The 24,042-nt window shown below is 43.0% G+C and carries 9 protein-coding genes; 4 read left to right on the forward strand and 5 right to left on the reverse strand.

Annotated elements, in window-relative coordinates:
* The 3 genes from PHU20_RS10035 to PHU20_RS10045 form a co-directional block, all read right to left on the reverse strand.
* On the reverse strand, positions 1-7,175 hold a 7,175-nt coding region (locus PHU20_RS10035), incomplete at its 3' end, for a beta strand repeat-containing protein (RefSeq protein ID WP_420828674.1).
* A 367-nt stretch (positions 7,176-7,542) separates the two neighbouring features.
* Complete coding sequence (locus PHU20_RS10040) at positions 7,543-9,678, reverse strand: PorP/SprF family type IX secretion system membrane protein (protein ID WP_274825236.1); 2,136 nt, start codon at positions 9,676-9,678, stop codon at positions 7,543-7,545.
* A 13-nt stretch (positions 9,679-9,691) separates the two neighbouring features.
* Positions 9,692-11,947 carry a T9SS type B sorting domain-containing protein gene (locus PHU20_RS10045; protein ID WP_274825237.1) on the reverse strand — a complete coding sequence of 752 codons (2,256 nt, stop codon included), beginning with the start codon at positions 11,945-11,947 and terminating at the stop codon, positions 9,692-9,694.
* Between the two features lie 268 nt (positions 11,948-12,215).
* Here PHU20_RS10045 and PHU20_RS10050 point away from each other — a divergent pair, with 268 nt between their 5' ends.
* Complete coding sequence (locus tag PHU20_RS10050; protein ID WP_274825238.1) at positions 12,216-13,901, forward strand: glutamine--tRNA ligase/YqeY domain fusion protein; 1,686 nt, start codon at positions 12,216-12,218, stop codon at positions 13,899-13,901.
* 250 nt (positions 13,902-14,151) lie between these two features.
* On the opposite strand, the gene PHU20_RS10055 is transcribed toward PHU20_RS10050, so the two are convergent.
* Positions 14,152-15,078 (reverse strand): SPFH domain-containing protein, encoded by a 927-nt coding sequence (locus PHU20_RS10055; RefSeq protein ID WP_274825239.1) that lies wholly within the window; start codon positions 15,076-15,078, stop codon positions 14,152-14,154.
* 387 nt (positions 15,079-15,465) lie between these two features.
* Here PHU20_RS10055 and PHU20_RS10060 point away from each other — a divergent pair, with 387 nt between their 5' ends.
* Complete coding sequence (locus PHU20_RS10060; RefSeq protein WP_274825240.1) at positions 15,466-18,219, forward strand: M14 family metallopeptidase; 2,754 nt, start codon at positions 15,466-15,468, stop codon at positions 18,217-18,219.
* A gap of 306 nt (positions 18,220-18,525) precedes the next feature.
* Here PHU20_RS10060 and gltX read toward each other — a convergent pair whose 3' ends face one another.
* Positions 18,526-20,040, reverse strand: a complete 1,515-nt coding sequence (gltX, locus tag PHU20_RS10065) for a glutamate--tRNA ligase (protein WP_274825241.1) — start codon at positions 20,038-20,040, stop codon at positions 18,526-18,528.
* Between the two features lie 134 nt (positions 20,041-20,174).
* On the opposite strand from gltX, the gene PHU20_RS10070 reads away from it, so the two are divergent.
* Positions 20,175-23,624 (forward strand): DUF4175 family protein, encoded by a 3,450-nt coding sequence (locus tag PHU20_RS10070; protein WP_274825242.1) that lies wholly within the window; start codon positions 20,175-20,177, stop codon positions 23,622-23,624.
* Complete coding sequence (gene ybeY, locus PHU20_RS10075; RefSeq protein WP_274825243.1) at positions 23,617-24,039, forward strand: rRNA maturation RNase YbeY; 423 nt, start codon at positions 23,617-23,619, stop codon at positions 24,037-24,039. Before PHU20_RS10070 ends, ybeY begins: the two co-directional genes overlap by 8 nt.
* Positions 24,040-24,042: the final 3 nt, after the last annotated feature.

The raw sequence follows: 24,042 nt of genomic DNA on the forward strand, positions 1-24,042 counted from the left end.
ATCGTACCGCTTCCTCCTGTTGGAGTTAAAGTGATATCGGAGGTTTCGGTGGGACAGTAAGGTGCGGTGGCGCTGAAGTCGATGTCTGTTGGTGGCGTTAATGGATCGATGGTGATGGGCCTGGTTGCGGTACATCCGTTGGCGTCCCTTACCGTAAGGGTATAGGTACCATCGGTTAGGTTCGGAAAGGTTTCCGCACCTGCACCGGAAACGAAATTGACCCCATCGATACTGTATTCATAGGGCGCAGTACCACCGGTCACATTTTGGGCCTCTACGCTGGCCTCCTGTAGACAGGTATATTCTTGTATGATAGCAGCATCGAACATAATCGCTGCGGGCTCCCCTACGGTAACCGAATTGGTCACGGTACAGCCTTTGCCGTCCTGAACGGTATAGGAATAGGTCCCTGCCGCCAGTCCGGAATAAGTGGTATTGTTGCTTAGTCCCCCTCCGTCGAAGTCCACTTGATAGGGAGCCGTTCCAAAATTGGGGTCCACGACGATTTCCACCACCCCGTCACTGCCACCGTTACAGCTTACATCGGTCACGTTTTCAGTGGCTTGTGGGTAACTGATCGGGTCAATGGTGATCACGCTTGTCTGTGCGGTACACCCTTCACTATCGGTGATCTCGAAGCTATAGGTCCCTGCGCTTGAAGCGGTATAGCTGAAGTTGGCCACTCCGGCGCCCAAAGCGTTGGAAGCCCCGTACGCTGCCCCGTCTATGCTCACTTTATAGCTATAATCGGCATAGCCATCGTTGATGGTGACATCGATTACGGCATCGGGAGAACCGGTACAATCGAGTTCCTTGGTCACCGATGCCGTTGCGGTAAGCTGTGGTTCTATGGTTATGGCATTGGAAGTAACGTTACAGCCGTAGGCATCGACTACCGCTACGGAATAGGTTCCGGGGGCCAGGTTGTCGAATACGTTCGAGTTCTGTGCCTGGGCACCGTTAAGGCTGTAGGTATAGGGTGCGACTCCCCCAGCAGCGGTAGCGGTAAGGCTGACGCCCGTGGTGGGATCATAGCAAAGGTCCGTTGTTGCCGCCAATGTGGCCGTAGGATTTGAAGGAGTTGTGATATCGAAGGAATCGGTCACGGTACATCCACCGGCATCGGTAACGCTAATGGTATAGGTCCCGGTCTGTGTAAGTCCGGAGAAGGTATTTGAGGCCTGTGGTCCCAGGACGTTGGAATTCGGTTCCGTAAGCTGATATTCGTATCCTCCCCAACCATCGGTAGCGGTAATGGTCACGCTGGCATCGGTTGAACAGGTCAATGGGGCAACCACTGAGGTAAATGCCAAAGGCGCTGTGGGTTCGTTAACGGTAACGGTAGCGGTATCGCTACAGTTCGTGGTATCGTCGGTAACGGTAATCTCGTAATCGCCCGCCGTAAGACCGCTGAAGTCCAAGGGATCGGTGTTGATTCCCGATTGTGCGGGGATAACCGTAGGGCCTGTCATGGTAAAGCTATAATTTCCCGAGAACCCGGACACGTTGAACGATATGGCCCCATCGGCACTTCCCTGACAGGAAACGTTCTGTGTGAGCGTACCCACTACATTGATCTTTGTAACGGGGTTTAGGGTAAAGTTTTCGTCATAGGAGCACCCTTTGTCATCGGTGATCCTGAAGGTATAGGTATCGGGTGCAAGTCCGGTGAACACCCCTGTTGCATTGGTAGCCACTGCGGTGGCCGGTGCTAAAATTTCATAAGTGATCGTACCGCTTCCTCCTGTTGGAGTTAAAGTGATATCGGAGGTTTCGGTGGGACAGTAAGGTGCGGTGGCGCTGAAATCGATGTCTGTTGGTGGCGTTAATGGATCGATGGTGATCGCCCTGGTGGCGGTACATCCGTTGGCATCCCTTACCGTAAGGGTATAGGTGCCGTCGGTGAGTCCGGTAAAGGTATTGGAAGCCCCAAAATTAACTCCGTCAATGCTATAGGTGTACCCAGGCGTTCCACCCGTAACGTTTTGTACTTGGATAGTTCCTGTTTGAAGACAGGTATAGGTTTGTGTCAATACGGCATCCGCGGTTATGGCATCGGGGGCAGTTAAGGTAACACTTCCGTTGAAAATACATCCTTTGCTGTCTTCAACAATATAGGTATAGGTACCTGCTGCTAATCCTGAATAAATTGTTTGGGATGAAAGTCCGGCTCCATCGAAGTCCACTTGATAGGGAGTGGTCCCAAAATTGGAATCAATGACTATCTCAACACTACCATCTGAAGCTGCGTTACAAGTCGGATCTGTAGGATTGGTTGTTGCCGTAGGATTCGTAATAGGATCAACAACCACTGTTGTTTGGGCCGTACAACCTTCACTATCCGTAATCAAGAACGTAAACGAACCGTCTACGGTTGTTGTATAGGTAAAGGCACTACCCGTAACCGGGATGCTTGCACCGCCATTTACTTGGTAGGTAAAAGTAGAATACCCACCATTGATGGTAATATCAATGATTGCATCAGGTGAGGCAGTACAATCCAATTCTTTGGTTAGCACAGGTGAAACCGATAATTGCGGTTCGATCGTAACGGTATTGGAAGTAGCAGTACATCCGTAGGAATCGGTAACAACAACAGTATACGAACCTGGAGTTAAGTTATTGAATACATTACCGGATTGTGTTGGCCCTCCGTTAATACTGTATGAATATGGTGCGACTCCATTGGTTACTGTTGCCGTAAGGCTGACACCGGTTGATGGGTCATAACATAAATCCGAAGTGGGATCTAGGGTTACCGCTGGATTTACCGGAGCGGTAATATCAAATGTATCTGTCTCCGTACATCCACCGGCATCGGTAACGCTGATGGTATAGGTCCCGGTCTGTGTAAGTCCGGAGAATACGTTGCTGGCTTGTGGACCTAAAACGGAATTATCCGGCTGTTCAATTATATAAGAATAGCCGCCCCAACCATCGGTAGCGGTAATGGTTACAGCCCCATCCGAAGTACAGCCTAATGGGGTTACATTGAAAGTGAATGACAATGGATCAGTGGGTTCGCTAACGGTAACGGTAGCGGTATCGGTACAGTTGGTAACCTCATCGGTTACAATGATGGTGTAATCACCCGCAGCAAGTCCGGTAAGATTGATATTGTTTGCCGATTGGGCAGTTATTTGGGCAGCACCGTTAATGCTATACGCATACGAGCTTGAAAAGCCGTTTACGGTAAAGTCAATAGCCCCATCCGAAGCTCCAACACAGGTTATAGCATTGACCAAGGTGCCTACAACGGTAATAGGAGCAACAGGGGTGATGGTAAAATCTTCCGTATAGATACATCCTTTATCATCAGTGACCCTAAATGTATAGGTATCGGGTGTAAGTCCGTCAAAACTGGCCGTTGCTCCGGAGATCGATGTAGCGGCAATGGCTGAAGGGGCAATGATATCAAAAACAAAAGGTGTATTTCCGTCCACAACCGTTACGGTAACATCGGATGTCTGTGTGGGACAATTCGGGGCAGTAGCCGTAAAGGTTAAGTCGCTGGGTTCATTTAGTGGTAATATGGTTATTTCGGGCGTTGTGAACGTACATCCATTAGCATCCCTTACCATGATGGTATAGGTACCATCGGTTACATTTGAAAAGGTTTCCGCACCGGCACCCGAAACGAAATTTACCCCATCGATACTGTATTCATAGGGCGCAGTACCACCGGTCACATTTTGGGCTTCAATGATGGCATCTTGGGTACAGGTATAGTCTTGGACAAGGGCAGAATCCGCACTTAGCGCATTGGTCGGTGTCGTTATGGTGTAATATTCAAAATAATCACAGGAAGCACTTCCTTTGCGTTGATTGATTACGATGACATAATCCCCGGAGGTCAAATTGGGAAAGGTTCCCGTGGTATTACTATCCAAGGCATCCAAAAGGTCATAATCGGTTTCATCGAATCCTGTAGCTTCAAATAAATAATAGGTAAGTTGGTACCCATTGCTGCTGACGAGATTGAATGCTATGGAACCTGTTGAATCCCCAAAACAAAGGACATTGGTTACAGAGGTAGCATTGAATTCCGCAGCAGGTTGAAACTCTATGCTGACCGTGTTTGAAATGGCATAACAGCTTTTCTTGTCAACAACCACAAAAGTATAATTCCCGGGTTCAAGTATATCAAAAATAACACTGGTTTGGAATGCCGAAGCAGGAATGTCATCCACTGTGGGATATGATGTAACCGTTGTACCGGTTTCATCGATGTATTCCCAAATGGCATAGGTATGTGGAGTTTGTCCCCCGTTGGAATCCATCTGTATATTTCCTTCTTTACAGGATATATGTTGTGAAACCTGGGCGGTCAATTCTAAATCGCTCTCATCGATAATAGTGATCTGTTCGCTATATGAACAGCCATCATCGGTGCTGACAACGGCAATATAATCCCCTGGATTGAGACCGCTGAACGTAAAATTGTTATTGGTTTGGGCAGATTCACTGTCGACCAATGTTCCCAGACCTCCGTTCGATCCATCATCCATTCGGATTTCATAGTCATAATTGGCATCGGCATTGGTAACCCGAATCGTCGCGGTCCCCAAAACATTGCAGTTTGCCGGGGTTACCTCTACTTCGTATTGTACATCCCTTTCAACAATTCCTATGACCGGGGTTTCAAAAATACAGGCATCATCAATAGGATCACCGGCATTGTCCAATTGGGTCACCTGTACCCTGTAAGCGCCGTTTTCACCCGTTACAAAATCAAAACTTGAACCATTGTTCGCACTAAAGGGAATCAGGATATTTCCTGTGGCATCATCTACCAATTGGTAGCCATAACCGGTTCCTAAATTGGTAATGGTGATATTTCCTGGGGTGTTACAGATGATATCGTTGTTCGTGTATTCAAGATCCAAGGTGTTTTGGAAGACATTGAAGTAAAAACGACTGGTACACCCATTTTGATAGGTGACCGACAATCTGTATTTACCCTCACTCGAAACCAAATAATTATTTCCCGTTCCTTCGGCGCTCCATGTACAGCTAAGGTTCTTATTGGCGCAATCATCTCCGGCAGCACTACAACTACCTTCGTCCAATTTTTCCCAAACAATACTTTGGGCATCCAGTATATTTACCTGTATCTGTCGGGTATCCCCTACTCCACAAAGGAATAACTTGGGAAGCAAGTCATTATCAACACTACATTGTACAATTTCCCCAGCCAAGTCATTCGATGGGTCACTGTCGCTGTTGACTTCATTGAAATATTCAATCACAGGGTTGGTTATGGTTCCTGAACCATAGGGTACCACGGTGATTATTTCTTTAAATCCTTTACAGGGATCCGTAGCGATTTTGTCCACGATGTAAGTCCCAACCTCGGTTACCGACATGGTACTGGGATCGTTATCCGGGTCACCATCGGTAATGACGGTATCGGAAGAATCAAATTGTTCATTCCCATTATCGTCCCTTACCCAAATGTAGTCTTCAAAATTATCCCCTGCATCCAAAATAGCCTCGGAGCCACAGAGTTCTACGGTACGGGAAAAGGTACAATCGGAAAGGTCATCCAATAAAAAGTTGGTGGCCCCGGGTACGGTAAAACCACAGGCATTGAATTCGGTAATACTGGGGTCATCGGTGATTTGAGCGGTGTTCTCTACCCCATGATAGGTGGAGTAGGCTAAATTCTCAATCAAATCGGAACAAGCATCCACGAAATCGAAACAGTTTTCAGCGACCTGTACGCGCATTCGGATGGAGTAAGGGGTTAGACCCTGTTCGACCAATGCATCGGGGATATAGAATTCGACGGTATGGGTAGCCGTATCATAGGAGTAAGTTACCCCTGTGGGCAGAACAAAATCGGAATCGGTAAAATCAACCCCATTGGGGGGGTAAACGTTTACAGGGAGTACATCCCTAATGACATAATCCGCTACATCATCGTTCCCAATATTCTGGAAGGTGAGCACATAATCCAAAATTTGGCCTAGATTCACCCCTTCGCCCGTGATATCATCTCCCCCAGGGGTATTCACCTTTTTTTCCAATACGATATTGGGCTCAATGATCTCTACATCGAAGGACGTAAAAAAGATGTCGTATTTGTCCTGTGAGGAACTTGCCCTTAGTATGGCGCTCGTGGCATCGTTTGGAATCACATTGTTGTTAGGAACGTTGGTGACCGGGAACAAATCAACATCCCAGCCTAAGGTGTTTTCACTATTGGGATTACGGGCCGTAAACACATCGGGATCGATCGTAATGTTCGAATTGAAAAAGTTGTTGGCCGGATTATGTGTACTGTTAAGGGTGGTAAAAGAACCGTTTGCATTTATAGCGAGTGCGTCCCCGGTGATTTTATTGTCCCCTTCCAATGCAGCGACACCAATATTGGCATTTACTTGAAATGGTGCGGGTAGGGTGGTAAAGCCACTTACGGGGATATCAAGGGTTTCCCCGGATTTAATACCGGCATATCCATCAAAGGTGGTAATGTATTTACTGCCTGCTAGGTTGGGGTTTTCGTAGACCACGACTAGGGTCCAACCCCCTGATACCCCTCCGGAGATACTACTACCGGAACTTGCCCGTACATTGGCCACAAAATAGTCCCCATCGGGGCTGGCCAGTGCTGATACGATCGAGGTAACATCCTTATAACAGGCATATGGGCTATAATACCCGAAATCGGTATCACCATTCCCGTCAAAAAGAATTTCATCTGCGGTAATATCTTGGTAACTGCCTCCGGGAACTTGGAATTTTATATCGTCAATGGTGCTTCTGTCCGAATTCACGTAAACTGCTGACCAATAGAGTCCGGCATAGCGTACCAACGAACAACCTTCATCGGGTATATCGAGTGTGGCACTACTTGAACTGAACGTAGAGGCATCACTATCCACATCGATATATTGCATGTTGAGATTGTCATTATAATCCGATGAGCTACCTGTCTCGTTATAGGGGTCATTGGGACTTTCAGCGGGTACGAGCGTCCTATTCTTTCCCTTGCCTCTATAGTATTCATCAACTTGTCGATTGACGATATTATTGGCTATAAAGGTGATTTCGCCTCGAAGATCCGTTGCGTAACGAACATCAAAATCGTTTTTAACTTGTGAGAAGGCGGTAAATACGCCAAAGAAGAGAAAACAAGCTAATATGGGTAAGAAGGGCGACTTTATTTTCATTTGGTCAGTTAGTTAGGTACTTTGCTTTTGATCGGTCTTTAAAAGGATCGATCCGTAATTTCCAGAAAATGAACGGTCCGGAAGCTACCAATAACAAATATTGACCATAAAAGTCAGCTTTGGAATTTTATGTTGTAGTTGGCTGATTTTCTGTTGTGAAACGGTATTTGTCCAAGGTTTGGATTTTAGGAAAGCCTTGGATTACAGTGTAATCTGGAAGATGTAGGAAAAAAAATCAAAACATAGTTGGAGAAGTTCGAGTTGATTATGGTCGAAGCCAATCCAGGGTAGCGGTCAAAACATACCATGCTTACTTCCCGTGGGCAGTTCATGGTGAAATTCTCAACGTATGTACGGATTATGGATTTTAGGTAATCTGGTTGGGGGTCACCCTCATGATCCACATTTTATCATCGTAGGAATCGTTTATCTTGGTATAGTAAGAGATAAGGGCATTGTTCCATGATTGGTGTCTCTTCAGATACACATACCTATAATTGTTTTTCGGATTTATAAAGTAACTCGCATTTAGGCCATAGGAATTCAATAGCTTAACAAAGCGTTTGGCATTATTGGGATTCGCAAAGACATTGGCAATTAAATAGTAACCGGAGTCTACCCCATCGATATTTTGGGTTTTGGGTTCCAATCCGTTAGCTGCTACCTTATCCCTTACGATTACATTTTGTTGAAGTAGGTCTCTATTGTATTTTGCGGATTTTTCCTTAATCTTGATCGTGTTCTCGGTATATGCTTCATTGGTATAACGGTTGTCTACATTCATGATCCATGTAGCCCCCTTATAAGTGCCATCAATTTGGCTGGTATGGGCTTCAGCAGCCTCCTGCCATGTATCATAGCGTTTAAGGTAAACATATTTAAGTCCGTTATTTGGATTTTCAATGTAGTCGGCGTTGATTCCTTTTTGTTCAAGGGTTTCAATAAAACGGTTCATATATACCCCTCCTTTGTAGACATTGGCCACAACATAATAACCGTCTTCCACGCCTTCCAAATCACGGAATTTGCGACTTTTTATGGTTGGCTTCGCGACACTAGTAACAGGGGATTCGTTCCTGATCTTGTCTTTGGCGGTTTCCGGTTTTGTTTTATAGGCCGATTCATTTTGTGCAAGGGCTTCCTTGACTTTTGAAGAAGGAACCGTCGTTGTCAAAACAGGTTTTTTCGTAATCTGGGGTTCCTTTATAGACTTATCGGTATATTTTATGTTTATATATGGTGTTTGTCCGTCATTACTTGCATTATTGGCAGCAACGGATACGTTGGAATCCTTTCCAAGGAACAGGGCTTTGGCTTTGTCTTCCAGGTCGGGACGCTTACCACTCGTTTCATTCCTGACCATACGCATGACCATTTCAAATCGTTTTTGAAGGTCTGCCTTTCGGTTGGCTTCCAGGGAATCTTGCCTAAACATGAGTTCTTCAATGATGGCATCGTTTTCGGCCAGTTTTCGTTTAAGTTCCTCCAATTCGTCCGAGGTCGCCATGGGATCCTCTCTAAACGGCTCCCCAGCGTCGACCAGTTCGCTGTCTTTCTCCAATAAAACACGGTCTTCGGTTAAGTTCGGCGTAAAGGAATAAGCGAAGGAAATTTCATGGGTAACCCCGAAATTGTCAAAGTTGCTAGAAAGTCCCTTTTCCATGGTATACCCTAAGGAAAGACGTTTGCTCAAATTAAATCCAACCCCGGCCGAGGCACCATAAAAACTATCGTACCCGCCTTGTACCCATCCTATTTTAGGAAGATCTAGGATCAGGCTACCACCAAGGACGACATCTTCTTCCCCTACTTTACGGGCACGGGCCAAGGGCATTAATCGTCCACTTTCCAAAATCCCGGTGGCATTTTCGAATTCGTGGGTATATTGCAAATGTCCTGAAAAAGTCTTGTCCTTGAATTCCGTGACCGATTCACTGGTCTTTAAATTATAGTCAAAGAGGTTTTCTGCGAAAAGCCCGAAATCAAACTGTCCGTATGAGATATTGAAACCTGGTTGAAAAGATAATAGGTTACTATCTTGTAGTCCGGACAAATAGGGGTCATCCTCTACGGTAGATACCCGGCTTTCATCAAAACCACTGTTGTAGTAGGAAACATTGGCCCCAAAGGTAAAATTACTTTTGTCGCTTAATTTGACCCCATAGGCGTAATTGGCCAATACCCCAAAATTGGACACGGTCCCTTCCCTTTGGGAGTATAGGCTCAATCCCAATCCGGTCCTATCGCTGATCCTACCACTATAACTTAAGAAGTAATTTTGATTGTTGTCATCAAATTGTACCGATTGGTTTCTGTGTAACATATTTATATAGGAAACATCCTCCCTAACCGTTGAAAATGTTGGGTTTATCAAAAACCGGTTATATTTCAATAGGTTTTGGGAAGGCACGTCATAGGTTACAAATGGCGAGTCTTCTTGGGCATTGACCTTGGTCAAGGCTATCAAAAGCATGAGTATGTATATAAATCTGTACTTGAACATTTTTTGGGTTGATTTATCTAATTACGGTTATAGTGCCTTGTTTCAAGACCTTTTGGGAATTCCGTATTTTATAATAAAATACCATATTCTGTTTAGGAAATGATTGGGAAGAAGATGGCCATGAATTGGAATAACCATATTCATTGAGCAATTCCTCTCCGTTTTCATTGTAGATGATCACATTGACATCTTCCTGGTTTGAATACGAATTTGGGAGAACCCATTGGTCGTTTATACCGTCACCATTTGGACTGATTACATTGGGAATTCTAAAAGTATCCAACAGGGTAACGTTTACTTGTCTGACTATCTCACAATCATCGATATTGGCGATAAGGGTATACGTTCCTGCTTCGGTCACATTGAGGGAATATCCGGTACTCAATTCATTATTGTTGGCATCGTACCAACGATAAGCTGTTCCCCCGTCGGCCGAAATTGTTTTTGAAGTACCTTCGGGTAATACGATATCGCCTGAAGGATCAAGGGTGATCAAGGATTCGTCCAAGTCGCTAATCGTGATTTCATTGGAAGTCACTGAACATCCGTTCCTTTGCAAAACCAAGCGGTATGTTCCTGTGCCGTCGATAGCAAACGAAGCATCGGTGGTATTTACCGAAACACCGTCTTTCTGCCATTCAAAGGTTTCACCTGAAAGGGCTGTGGTAGTGCTTAAGGTGACCACATCCGAATCACTACAATACACGGTGGCGGTACTTTCAATGGTCACGGTTTCCGAAGTAAGCAGTTGTACGGTTAAGGCGTTACTGGTGGCCGTATATGTCGAAATGGTACCCAATACGGTATAATCCCCATTTTCAGTAATATCGGTTAGGTTGATCGAACTGCCGGAAGCCCCTGGTACGTTGGTGTCGTCCAATGTCCATTGATAGGTAAAGTCGGAGAGGATATCCGTTGTTACATCAATAGAGGAGCCATCGGTTAATATAGCGTTGATCGTTTGGATCTGAAGTACGATATCTGTTGATTCACAGGAGGTATAACTGGAAGCATAATCGGCTATGATCTCGAAGGAATCGGGAACCACTATAGTGGTGATTTCTGAATTTTTTATTGTTCCGGGACACGTACCCCCGCCTTGGGTTACCTCTACATAATAGGTCCCGGCTTGGTCAGCGCTTAGGGTAGCGCCAGTCTCTCCGGCTATTTCCGTACCGTTTCTATACCATTTATAGGTAGGGGAAACCGCGGTAGTGGTCACTCCCAACGTTTTGGTCTGGGTAGGCAATAGTACGAGGTTCTCTTCATTGTCCCGTGTAACCGTAAAGTCATCGGCATTTGATAGGCTAACGGCTTCCGATTTTTCGGTACATATGGCGCTGGAGGATATTTCAACCTGATAATCACCGGCAAAATCGGCATCATTGGCATCAACGGTATAAGTGGATGAGGTAGCTCCGGTAATCTGCACCCCGTCCTTATACCAACTGTAGTTCCAGCTGCTATCCGTTGTATTGATGCTCAAGGTTTCCGTTTCCCCCGCACATAGGACGGTCTTGGATGGGGTATTGATGAAAATCCCTTTCCCACCGGAACCTATGGTCACGTCAATGATATTGGAATCGGTATTGGCAGAACCCGAACAAACATCCCCATAATCGATAAGGGCATAGTACATTCCAGAAGTACTGACCGTTAATGTATGTCCGGTTTCCCCGTCAATAGGGCTACCGCTCATATACCAAATATACTGATAGGTTTCCGGATTGGATATGTTATCTACCTGTAGGGTAATAGGTCCGGTGGAACAGACCATACCTGGGGGTACACCGCTGCCGTCGGCACTTATGTTGATATTCGAGGTTACGTCCATGTAATACATGGGATATGCAGGTGATTCGCTGCTGGTATAGGCCGGGTCTGTGGAACGCACCCTTAATTTATAACCATCTCCCCGGGTATCGGTAGGAATGGAAAATTCTGCATCGAATTCTTTTGGGGAATTGGTGTTTTGATCGGTTACATTGACCAATTCTACGGGATTGGTAAAATCCCCGTTCTTATCGGAAAGTTCCAAAATAAAGGCATTGCCACTGTTTGCGGTACCAGCCCATGAGATGTTCACATAATATTGGTTGAATCCGCCTACCCCTGCACAAATGGCACTCCACGGTGATGAACCCGATAAATTTGGGTTGTCTATGGGTTCGGGGGCGTTTACGAGTATTTGGGCCGATAGCGGGGTCAGGCCTAACCAGAATAAGGCGATTGGAATAAGACGGAGAAAGAAATTTAATTTAGGCTTCATAAGTAGTGCTTTTAAATCATAAAAATTTACCGTCTGATTGGGGTTGATTCGGGGTTTGTTTTAGAGGGATTACAGTTGGGTATGCTGTATTCCCGATTTATTGTGTTCATTATCAAAAACAAATATTAAACTTATTAACAGCGCAAAAAATTTAATGTTGCGCTATAAGGTATTTATGTTGTGAAATCCTACTATTTGTATGCTAGCCCATTTAATAGCCTGTAATCCCTGCAATTTTGCTACATTTGCTCTGCTTAAAACAAGACTGATGAGTGAAGTATCAAAATCATTGAATTTCATTGAACATATCATAGAGGAGGACCTTAATAACGGTTTTCCAAAGGAAAAATTGCGATTTCGTTTTCCTCCGGAACCAAATGGCTATTTGCACATCGGACATGCGAGTTCCATTTGTCTCAATTTTGGTCTGGGTTTGCGGTATGATGCGCCCGTAAACCTGCGGTTTGATGATACCAACCCCGTCAAGGAAGAACAGGAGTTTGTAGATGCGATAAAAAGGGATGTAACCTGGTTGGGATTCCAATGGGATACCGAACGGTATGCTTCGGATTATTTCCAACAATTATACGATTGGGCGGTTTTGTTGATCGAAAAGGGAAAGGCTTATGTAGACAGTCAGTCTTCTGAAGAAATGGCAGATCAAAAAGGCACGCCTACGGAACCGGGTTCACCAAGTCCGTTTCGGGAAAGGAGTGTAGCCGAGAATTTGGATCTGTTCAAAGCGATGAAAAATGGGGATTTCAAGGAAGGGACCCATGTACTTCGAGCAAAAATAGATATGGCTTCCTCCAACATGTTGATGCGCGACCCGATCATGTATCGCATATTGCACAAGGCACACCATAGAACCGGTAACGATTGGTGTATTTACCCCATGTATGATTGGACGCATGGAGAAAGTGATTATATCGAACAGGTTTCCCACTCTTTATGTACATTGGAATTTTTACCCCATCGGGAATTGTACGATTGGTTCTTGGATCAAGTATATGATGCCAATTTGATCCGACCTAAGCAACGTGAATTTGCGCGAAGAAACCTTAGTCATACCGTGGTAAGCAAAAGGAAATTGCTGAAATTGGTCGAGGAAAATGCAGTAGAGGGTTGGGATGATCCAAGGATGCCTACCATATCCGGTTTAAGACGAAGGGGATATACACCGGAGGCCATCCGTAATTTTGCGGATACCATTGGTATTGCCAAGCGGGACAACTTAATCGACGTGTCTTTATTGGAATTCCATGTTCGGGAGCATTTAAATAAAGTTGCGCCCAGGGTAATGGGTGTTTTGGACCCAATAAAGGTCGTGATCACGAACTATCCGGAAGGAGGCGAAGAATGGTTGGAGGCTGAAAATAACCCGGAAGATCCTAAGGCCGGATCAAGAAAAGTCCCTTTTTCACGGGAAATCTATATTGAAAAAGAAGATTTCAGGGAGGAAGCGAACAGGAAATTTTTCCGGTTGAAATTAGGAGGGGAAGTACGGTTGAAGAATGCGTATATCATCAAGGCGGAAAGTTGCACCAAGGATGCCGAAGGGAATATCACCGAAATACAATGTACCTATGATCCCAAAAGTAAAAGCGGAAGTGGTACAGAGGAAAGTCTACGGAAGGTAAAAGGAACCCTACACTGGGTTTCCATAGAACACGCCCTGAAAGCTGAGGTGCGAATTTACGATCGGTTGTTTTTGGATGAAAGTCCGGATACACACAAGGATAAGGATTTTATGGATTTTATAAATCCTGAATCCTTAAAAGTGATCACCGGGTATTTGGAGCCCAGCTTAAAAACGGTAGGTCCTGAAGATCGGGTTCAATTCCAAAGATTGGGCTATTTCTGTGTGGATCGGGATTCCGCCGCCGAAAAATTGGTATTTAACAAAACGGTCGGTTTAAGGGATACTTGGGCCAAAATACAGCAAAGCAACTAACATCGATATTCTTTATAGTCAGCATTATATCGATTGGTATATTTTATGGAAAGCCACCTTTTTTAAAGAGTTTTAAAGGTGTTTCGAATCGGAGTAATGTTCTTCTTAAGGTGGGGTGGAGATCCCCTCTCAAAAGCGCTTAAAACCAGGATTCGGTAAAACCTCCTAAAAAATCATACCATTTAGAATATTTTACAAAATAAAAAACCACTATCGGATAGATAGTGGTTTTTTTATCATGATGAATTTATTATTTTTCTTTTTTCGTTTGTGACTTTTTCATCTGTTCCCCGATCATATTACTTGCCGTAAAAGAAGCCACCATATTGTTCAACATATCACTACCGGCTTGTGGGGAGTTTGGTAGTAGTATTAAATTGGTGTTCGTTTCTTCCCCTATCGATTGTAAGGTGTCGTAATGTTGGGTAACGACTATAAGGGCTGAAGCCTCCTGTGAATTGATCCCAACTTTGTTCAATACCTCAACCGATTCTTCCAGACCCCGGGCAATTTCACGACGTTGATCGGCTATACCTTGTCCTTGTAGCCGCTTGCTTTCTGCTTCGGCTTTGGCTTTTTCAACAATGAGGATCCTGGCGGCATCCCCCTCGAACTGGGCCGCTATTTTTTCACGTTCCGAAGCATTGATCCGGTTCATGGCCGCCTTTACCTGGGCATCGGGGTCGATATCGGTTACCAATGTCTTGATAATATCATACCCGTAATTGATCATGGCGTCTTGCAATTCCGCTTTTACGGCGATGGCAATGTCATCCTTTTTCACAAAGACATCATCCAATTTCATTTTAGGGACTTCGGCCCGTACGACGTCAAAAACATAAGAGGTGATTTGATCATGAGGGTATTCCAATTTGTAAAAGGCTTCATATACCTTTTCTTTTATCACCACATATTGAACGGATACCTTCAATTTGACAAAAACATCATCCAATGTTTTGGTCTCAACGATAACATCGAGTTGTTGGATCTTTAATCCCACCCGAGCCGCTATACGTTGCACGAAAGGTATCTTGAACTGTATGCCCGAATGTCGAACACTTGTGAACTTTCCAAAAGTTTCAATTAATACCGCGGTTTGTTGTTTTACGATAAAAATACCGGAAGCTATGGTTACCAGTATAAAAAGGAATAAGGGAATCAATAAATAGTCGCCCATGATGTATATAGTTTTGTTTGAGTATGAATTTACAAAACCTACGGCTATTACAATAAGAAACCAGGTTTAATATTCACATCTCTATTTTATCTCCTTCAAGTGTGGTTGGAATTGGATAAATTGATACTTCCCTTTACTTACTGGGTTATTTCGAGGCCTAATATGGACTAGGGTTAAACAGGAGATGAACGCTATGCTCATTGGGAATTGGGGATGCAAATAGGAAACTATGGTAAAGTATTTATAAGCACCCTAAGCCATTGTCAACTTTTTTCTTTTTACCCCCTATAATTTCGGATTTCATAAAGATGATGACATATCCTTACTTTTTAAATCGGGATCATACATAATTACTACTTTAGTATGACCAACTATCCAATATCCCCTATGAAAACTTTATTTTCCAAATTTTCATTACCCCCTGTTCGTAGTAAAACTGGTTATAAACCCCTTTTGGTGCGGCATCCTATTTTATTGCTAATGATCTTGGTTGCTATGATGCACCGGATCAATGCACAAAACGTCCCCAATCCTGATGAGGTAATTGGTTTTGAAATTGGTTCCGATTTTCATTTGGCGACCTACGAAGAGTCCATTACATATTTTAAGGAATTGGCCAAGGCAAGTGATATGGTCCAAATGCGATCTGCGGGGAAAACATCGGAAGGCAGGCCATGGGAATATGTTTTGATTTCTACCCCGGAAAATCTAAAACAAATAGATCGTTACAAAGCGATTTCCCAACAGTTGGCGCACCCGGAAGGCCTTACTAGGGATATGGCTAAGCATTTGGCGGAAGAGGGAAAGGCCATTGTGGATATCAGTGGAGGTCTGCACGCTTCTGAAGTGGCCGGGGCCCAACACATCATTACCTTGGCCTATGAATTGGTCAGTAAAGCAAAGACCAAAAAGTATAAAGATATTTTCGACAATGTTATCCTGGTTCTTTGGCCTTCCTTAAATCCGGATGGGCAGGATATCATTGCCAATTGGTATTTGGGCAATGTGGGTACCCCCTATGAAACGGCACCGACGCCATGGCTATATCAAAAATATGTAGGTCATGACAACAATAGGGATGCCTATATGTTGAATCAGCTGGAGTCTCGCGTTGTAGGCCGTACATGGCGGGAATGGGAACCGAACATCATACATGTGCACCATCAATCTTCCCCATTTCCTACCCGGATTTGGCTTCCGCCATTTGCCGAACCGGTTGCGCCCCAGACCCCTCCTTTAGTGGCTAGGGAGGTCAACATGATCGGTATGGCCATGGCACAGGAATTGGAAACCAATGGTCAACCCGGGGCAGTTCATATGGGTAAGGGTTTCGACGCTTGGTATCCGGGCTATATTGATTATATGCCCGCTATGCAGAATATCCCTTCATTCTGGACCGAAACGGCATTGTATAGGTATGCTACCCCTTATTTTTATACCATTCGGGATTTTCCTAAGGACAGGGTTGATTTACGGGTAGAGTCTTTATATTCAAGTCCTTGGAAAGGCGGATGGTGGCGATTGAAAGATGCTGTGGAATACATGCAAACAGCTTCCATAGCGGTGTTGGACTATGCAGCTAAATATAAGGAAACCCTTCTTCTCAATAAATACCAATCGGGAATCAGTACCATTGAAAAGTACAAATCGGAACCTCCTTACGCTTATTTTGTTAGGCAAAAACAACGAGATCCGGTTCGACCGGTCGAATTTTTAAAACGACTGGCCTTCAATGGTATTAAAATCTCCCAATTAAAGGTCGATTTATCTTTTGAGGGAAATACCTATCCGAAAGGAACTTGGGTAATCCCTATGGACCAGGAATTTGGGGAGTTGGCGCGTCAACTCATCGATGTTCAGGAATATCCTGATTTAAGGGAGTCACCAGACGGACCTTTGGAGCAGCCTTATGATGCTGCCGGATGGACCTTACCCTATCAAATGGAAGTTGAAGTGATTGCCGCCATGTCTCCTTTACCTGATGAGGTAAGCTCCCAACTTATTCCTGTAAAAGGGACCCCTATAACAGCGGAATCCGATGAAGAATTGGAAGGGAACAAAGTGGATTTCATTAGTGGGGCTGGTTTTGATACCAATGAGGTTGCAGCAGGGGTCGTACCCTTACCGGGAACATTGAAAGGTAGCGGTGGAACTATGATTGTAAACCCTAAGGAGAATAATATATTCCGGATTATCGGAGAAGCCATGAACAAAAACTATACGGTAAGTTATAATTCAAAGAATCAGACCTATGCCATTAATAACGCTCCTAAATTCCAAATCAACCGCTGGGTCAAGGAGTATGCCGTCAATGCCGGGCTGACTTCCAGCAGACCGAAAACGAAGGTGGATTCAAGAATTGGGGTCTATGACCCTTGGACGGCCAGTATGGATATGGGGTGGACGAGATGGTTATTGGATAATTTCGGTATACCGTATACCGTTGTTCGTAATGCGGATATCCATAATGGTAATCTAAAGGAGCGCTACGATGTTATCCTAATGGCTTCCGAAAGACCCGGAACGCTTGAAAACGGATTTCAAAAAGGTTATGCACCTGTGCAATATACGGGAGGTTTAAAGGGGCAGGGCGTTCGTAATATAGAGGATTTCGTAAGTATGGGAGGTACTTTGGTATGTATGAATAAAAGCACTGAATTTGCCATAAAGGAACTTCATTTACCTATTGAGAATACCGTTGAAAATGTGAAGCGAAATGACTTTTTTACCGGGGGATCCATTATGGAAGTTACCCATAACACCCTTCATCCTGTTATGGCGGGTATGCCCGAAAAGTCGGGAATTTTCGTGTTCGGAAGTCCAGTGTTCAAAATCCTTGAAGGTTTTAAAGGGGAAGTACTTTCCAAATATCAGGAAAAAGGCTCTCCATTGTTGTCGGGCTATTTGGTTGGGGAAGCGTATATGAACAATAGGGCGGCTGCAGTTGATGTGCACTACAAAGATGGTCATGTCGTACTTTTTGGTTTTCAACCCCAATGGCGCGGACAATCCATGGGTACCTACCGGGCTTTATTCAATGCTTTGTTATATACCAATGATGTTTCCGGGGACCATACGATATCCGACAAGTGGTCGGCTATGAGTGAAACTGTTGATAAGCTAGCGGAAGTAAAAGAATAGTAATTGGTTGGGTCCTACCTGGCAAAAAACTAATTCGAAGGGTTTTAGTATTGGGATTTTGGAGCTTGGCTTTAGGGATTTGGATGGTAATTGTCGGTATGAAGTATTAATGGATATAGAGTGAATACCCATTGGCTATTACCTAGTATAAATTTCATAAAAAGGCACACTTTAGTTATATAGACATAGGATGAAATAAAAGGTATGCTTGGTTTGCCGGTCAAGGATGTTCAGAAAGCTAAAAAAACCGGTTTACAAAGGAATGGATATGTAGACCGGTTTTTGATTATTGGGTATTCCCGATAATTAATTATCGATGAATTCGGTCAATGCTGTTTTTATCCTTGTAATACTTTCTTCCTTTCCGATAAGTTCAAGAATGTCGAAAATATGTGGTCCTTTCATCGCTCCTACAATTACCAAGCGCAAAGGCGGCATAACCTTACCGAAACTTAGTTCTTTATCGGAAATCCATTGTTTGACCAATTTTTCAATATGCCCTGAAGTATATTCGGAAATACCGTCCAAAACCGTAACAAGATCTTTCATGATGGCCGGGGTATCTTCTTTCCATTGCTTGCGAACGGCTTTAGCATCAAAGTTCCGCGGGGCTTCAAAGAAGTAATCACTTAAGGACCAGAAATCGGAAACAAAGTCAGCCCTTTCTTTTACCAAGGATACTACTTTCTCAATATGGTCTAATGTTGTAATTGAAGTAGGGATATCCTTTTGTAGTAATTCGGGTTGATATAAAGTGGCTAATTCCCGTTCAGATTTTTTTTGAAGATACTGGTGATTGTACCATTTGGTTTTTTCCGGATCGAAACGAGCGCCTCCTTTTTGCACCCGGTCTAAGCTAAATACCGCTATCAAATCCTTAAGCGCAAAAAGTTCTTGTTCGGTTCCTGGATTCCAACCCAATAAAGCCAGAAAATTAACAACGGCTTCTGGAAAATAACCGGATTCACGATAACCTTGGGATGTTTCCCAAGATAGGGGAAAAACCGGAAAGCCTAATTTTTCGCCATCCCTTTTGCTCAGTTTGCCTTTACCCACGGGTTTCAATATAAGGGGTAAATGGGCAAATTGGGGTATTTCCCATCCAAAGGATTTATAGAGCAAGTGGTGAAGGGCCAAAGATGGGAGCCATTCCTCTCCACGAATGACGTGGGTGATTTGCATAAGATGGTCATCCACGATATTCGCCAAATGGTAGGTAGGCATACCATCACTTTTAAATAGAACTTTGTCATCCAATATATTGGAGTCGATTTCCATATCGCCCCGAATGATATCATGTAACTGTAATTTTTCATCCTGTGGGACGAGAAATCGGATAATATAGTCCTCCCCGGAATTTATTTTCTCTTCTGTTTCCTTGGCAGATAAGGTCAAGGAATTTTTGAGTTTAAGACGGTTATGCCAATTGTAAATAAAGGTCTTTCCTTTGGCTTCATGATCTTTTCTATGGTTGTCAAGTTCTTCTGTAGTGTCAAAAGCGTAATAGGCATGGCCACTTTTGATCAAGGCCTCGGCATAGTCTTTATAAAGTTCTTTCCGTTCACTTTGGCGATAGGGTCCGAATCCTTTGTCTTTTCCAGGGCCTTCATCAAAAGTGAGACCGCACCATTCCAAGGATTCGATGATATATTGTTCGGCCCCTGGTACATACCTATTTTGATCCGTGTCCTCAATGCGTAGAATAAAATCACCATTGTGTTTTTTGGCAAATAAATAGTTGAATAGGGCGGTACGGATACCGCCAATGTGTAATGGTCCTGTCGGACTAGGGGCAAATCTAACTCTTACTTTTTGGCTCATACATCGGAATATTGAAGGGCAAAGATAGGGGAATAGCTTTAGCTACCCAAGAAGTAGGAGGTTACTGGATGGGTTGGTTTTGGGCGATTTAACAAGAATTTGAGGTAGAAATTGGAGATATCGATTATCTTGGTATGAAAATAAGGTGCAATTTGGATGCTTTTAATGACATATTAGATAAATTAAATCAATTTACCAGGAAGTATTATACAAAGGTCCTGATCAAGGGACTGTTGATTTTCTTGGTTATAGGGATATTGGTTTTTTTGGCCATTTTGGGAATTGAATATTTTCTTTGGTTGGGTACTACGGCCAGAATGGTATTGTTTTTCTTTTTTGTCCTTCTAACAATGGTACTTTTCTATAAATTCATTCTGGTACCGGTATTGTATTTGTTCAAAGTTAAGAAGGGAATCACCAATAAGGAGGCCTCCCAATTAATAGGGAAACATTTTCCTGAAGTTAGCGATAAATTATGTAATCTGCTCGATTTGTCCGAAGATAAATACCAATCGGAATTATTAAGGGCTAGTATCGCTCAACGATCCAAGGAACTAAATCCCGTCCCCTTTACCAAAGCGGTGACGTTTAGGGAGAGTTATGGGTATTTTAGGTATTTATTGATTCCCGTAGCCATAGTAGGTGTACTGTTGGTTTCCGGAAACTTCGGTTCTTTTTGGAATTCTTATGATAGATTGAAGAATTATGATTTAGCGTATGCACCACCGGCCCCTTTTCACTTTAAACTGATGAATAAGGAGCTAAACGTGTTACAGGATAAATCGTATACGATTCTAGTCACTACCGAGGGTAATGTACGTCCAGACGTTGTATTTATTAGGGTTAACGGTAAGGACTTGATGTTGCAAAAATCAGGCAATGAATTTTCTTATACATTCACGGCACCTTTGGAAGATACCTATTTCCAATTTTTTGCCGAACAAGTTAGATCCGAAGAATATCATTTGGAGGTAATAAAAACACCCAGTATAGAAGATATTGAAATTGAATTCAGCTATCCTGCCTATTTGAATTTGACGAATCAAACCTTAAAAAGTACGGGGAATGCCATTGTGCCTGAAGGTACCAAAATTACATGGAGCGTTAAGGGCAATAATGCAGAACGAATTGATTATATCGATAAGGATACGGTGGAAGGTTTTTCTAAGGAAACTGACTTTTTTCATTTGTCAAAAACCCTGTATAATTCTTTGGAGTATCAAATTACGGCCTCCAATTCTCGGCTTGAGGATTATGAAAAACTAAATTATCAGATAAAAATTATAAAGGATGCCTATCCCACGATCAAGGTAGAACAGGTTTTGGATACCCTGCGGGCCAATACGTCTTATTTTATTGGTGAGACATCCGATGATCATGGTTTGGAAGTCATCGAACTGGTTTATTATAAAAAAGGAAATCCCGATAATAAAGAGGTAATCGTTCTTGGCAACCCAAAAGTTAATTTTGAAAAGTTTTATTATACGTTTCCATCAGGCTTGGATGTAGAAGAGGGCGTGGAGTATGAGTTTTATTTTAGGAGTATCGATAACGACGGTATTCGGGGTGGGAAATCAACCAAAAGTCGGGTTTTCTCCAATAGGATATTGGATAAGGACGAGGTACATAAAAGGGAATTAAAGGCGCAGGAGGATATTATCAATATCATGGATCGTTCATTGGAAAAGTTGAATGCACAGGAAAAGGTGCTAAAAGAACTCAATAAAAATCAAAAAGAAAAGAAGGAGTTGAATTTTAATGACCAAAATCAGATTAAAAGTTTTTTACAAAAGCAGGAGGTCCAGGAAGAACAAATGCAAAAATTCAGTAAGCAGTTGCAGGACAATCTTCAAAAACAGGAAGGTGATAAGGAGTTGAACAAGTTATTGCAGGAACGTTTGGAACGTCAGGAATTGGAGGCAAGAAAGAATCAGATATTATTGGAAGAGCTGAATAAGATTGCCGATAAAATAGATAAGGAAGAATTAAGCAAGCGTTTGGAGGATCTTGGAAAGAAACAACAAAGCAGCAAGCGTAACCTGGAACAGCTGGTAGAGCTTACCAAAAGGTATTACGTGACGGAAAAAGCGGCGCAATTGGCCAATGAACTTGAAAAATTAGCCGAAAAACAGGAAAAGTTGGCGGATGATGTACCGGAGGAAAAATCGATAAAAAAGGAGCAGGAAACATTGAAAAATGAGTTTGAGGGTCTTGCCGATGAATTGAAGGAATTAATGAAAGATAATGATGCTTTACAAAAGCCTTTGCGTTTGGAAATCGATGCCAATAAGGAAAAGGGCATTAAAAACGATCAAAAAGAAGTGCTAGGGGAATTGCAGAAGTCCATCGAGGATCAAGGGGAGTTTTCCGAAGGGGAAAAACAATCAATGGAGGATAAAATCAAATCCAAGCAAAAGGCGGCAGCAAACAAAATGAAGAAAATGGCCGAAGAATTGGGTAATTCGAGTATGGGGGCCTCAGATGGATCGGCCATTACCGAAGACGCTGAGATGTTACGTCAGATCCTGGATAATTTGGTGATATTTTCTTTTAAGCAGGAAAAATTACTCGATGAACTTGAGGTATCCGATTATGATATTACTAATTTTTCGAAGACGGTTAAGGAACAGAATGAATTAAGAAGACTTTTTGAGCATGTCGATGATAGTCTTTTTTCATTGTCCTTACGACGCGCTGAATTAGCGGAATTTGTAAATGAACAAATTGGGGAGGTTTATTATAATATTGATAAATCTTTGGAAAGCATTGCCGACAACATAATATACCAAGGAGTATCTTATCAAAAATATGTGTTGAATGCGAGTAATTCCTTGGCGGATTTTTTAGCGAATATTCTGGACAATATGCAACAAAGTTTGCAATCAGGTAAAGGAAGTGGGGATGGTGAAAAAGGATTCCAATTGCCTGATATTATCAAGGGACAAGGGGAAATTAAGGATAAGATGGGCAGTAAGGGGAATTCCCCTGGAGCCCAGGCAGAAGGTAAAGGCAATAAACCGGAAGGCAAATCCGGTGAACAAGGCGAGGGCAATGAAGGGAAAGATGGGAACAATAGTTCCAAAGGCGATAAACAAGGCCAGAAAAATGGTTCCAAAGGTCAAGAAGGAAGAGAAGGGTCCGGTAAAGGGCCTACTGGTAATGAGGATGATTTAAGGGAGATCTATGAGATCTATAAGGAGCAACAGCTATTGCGACAGGAGTTGGAAAAGCAACTTCAGGATATGATTGATACCGATGGAAGGAAATTGGGAGAGAAATTAATAAAGCAAATGGAGGATTTCGAAAATGATCTATTGGAAAATGGCATAACCCAAAGAACCATCGATAAAGTCAATTTTATTGAACATGAGCTTTTAAAGTTAGAGAATGCAAGTTTGACCAAAGGGAAGAAAGAAGAGCGCAAAAGTAATTCGAATGAAAGGGATTTTCAAAACCCACTGTTATCCAAACCATCTTTTTTGGAGGAGTATAAAAACAATATCGAAATTTTAAATCGACAAGCATTACCTTTGCGCCAAAATTATCAAATATTGATAAGGGATTATTTTGAGCAGTATGATTGAATTTTTTTACGAGGATGCATTTCGTTTGGAGAATGAAATACGCTACATCCAATGGATCGGTAAGGTGTTGGAATCGGAGGAATATGATTTAGGTGATTTGAATTATATATTTTGCGATGACAACTATTTGTTGGAGATCAACAAAAAATATTTGGATCATGATACGCTTACCGATATCATCACTTTTGATTATACCGATAATAGGGTCTTAAGTGGGGATATATTTATATCCATAGAAAGAGTCCGTGAAAATGCCGACATGTTAAATATCGATTTTAAAATTGAATTACTAAGGGTAATGGCCCACGGGTTATTGCACTTAATGGGATTCAATGATAAAAACGAATCCGATATTGTACTAATGAGGAAAAAGGAAGAGGAAAAGATAAATATGTTCCACGTGGAACAATCATAAGAT

Origin of the sequence: Maribacter polysaccharolyticus (genome assembly GCF_028882255.1) — a bacterium.
Taxonomy (GTDB): Bacteria; Bacteroidota; Bacteroidia; order Flavobacteriales; family Flavobacteriaceae; genus Maribacter_A; species Maribacter_A polysaccharolyticus.